We start from the raw sequence: 583 nt of genomic DNA, 5'->3' as shown, positions 1-583 counted from the left end.
CTGATGCACAAGGCCAACCGCTATGGTCTGGCCAGCCTCTGCAACCTCGACCAGCTGCCGCCGAAAGGCGCGATCCTGATCGCCGCGCCGCTCAAGATCGAGCACGGCACCGGCAGCCCGATCCGCGCCTTGGCGCTGGTGCCGGGCAAATAGGGCGAGGTGGCGGTCTTCGGGAGAAGATCATGCTCGCAGGCAATGTCGTGATGATGAAGTCGAGGCAGCCGTCCTGGAGCGTCAGCGCTCTACGGCGCCCCCCTCTGTCCTGCCGGACGGCAGTTTCGGCGCCCCGCTCAACCCTGCACCGTGGACAATTGGCGAAAGCCGTGATGGCGGCCAATCTCCCCCCTTGTGGGGGAGATGCCCGGCAGGGCAGAGGGGGGCGCGAAGGAACGCGGCTTTGCGCGATTGACCTTCAACTGCCAGCACCCGGGAGCACCCCTCAATGAACGCCCCCGATCACATCATCGTCGGCAGCGGCATCAACGCTCTCGTCTGCGCGGCGATGCTGGGCGGCAAGGGGGCGAAGGTGCTCGTGCTCGAGCGCAACGACCGCATCGGCGGTTGCATGCGCACCGAGGAGATC

Annotated in this window: 1 protein-coding gene and 1 pseudogene; both read left to right on the top strand. The window is 66.7% G+C overall.

Annotation, left to right across the window (positions count from 1 at the left end; genetic code table 11):
• Nucleotides 1-153: pseudogene (locus EN781_RS35720) on the top strand (cyclase family protein); the annotation flags it as partial.
• Between the two features lie 289 nt (nt 154-442).
• Nucleotides 443-583, top strand: a 141-nt coding sequence (locus EN781_RS33750) for an NAD(P)-binding protein (RefSeq protein WP_127400791.1), incomplete at its 3' end; no start/stop codon positions are given.

The sequence above is a fragment of the Mesorhizobium sp. M4A.F.Ca.ET.090.04.2.1 genome, assembly GCF_003999085.1.
GTDB lineage: Bacteria > Pseudomonadota > Alphaproteobacteria > Rhizobiales > Rhizobiaceae > Mesorhizobium.
This window is presented reverse-complemented; position numbering and strand designations above follow the sequence as displayed.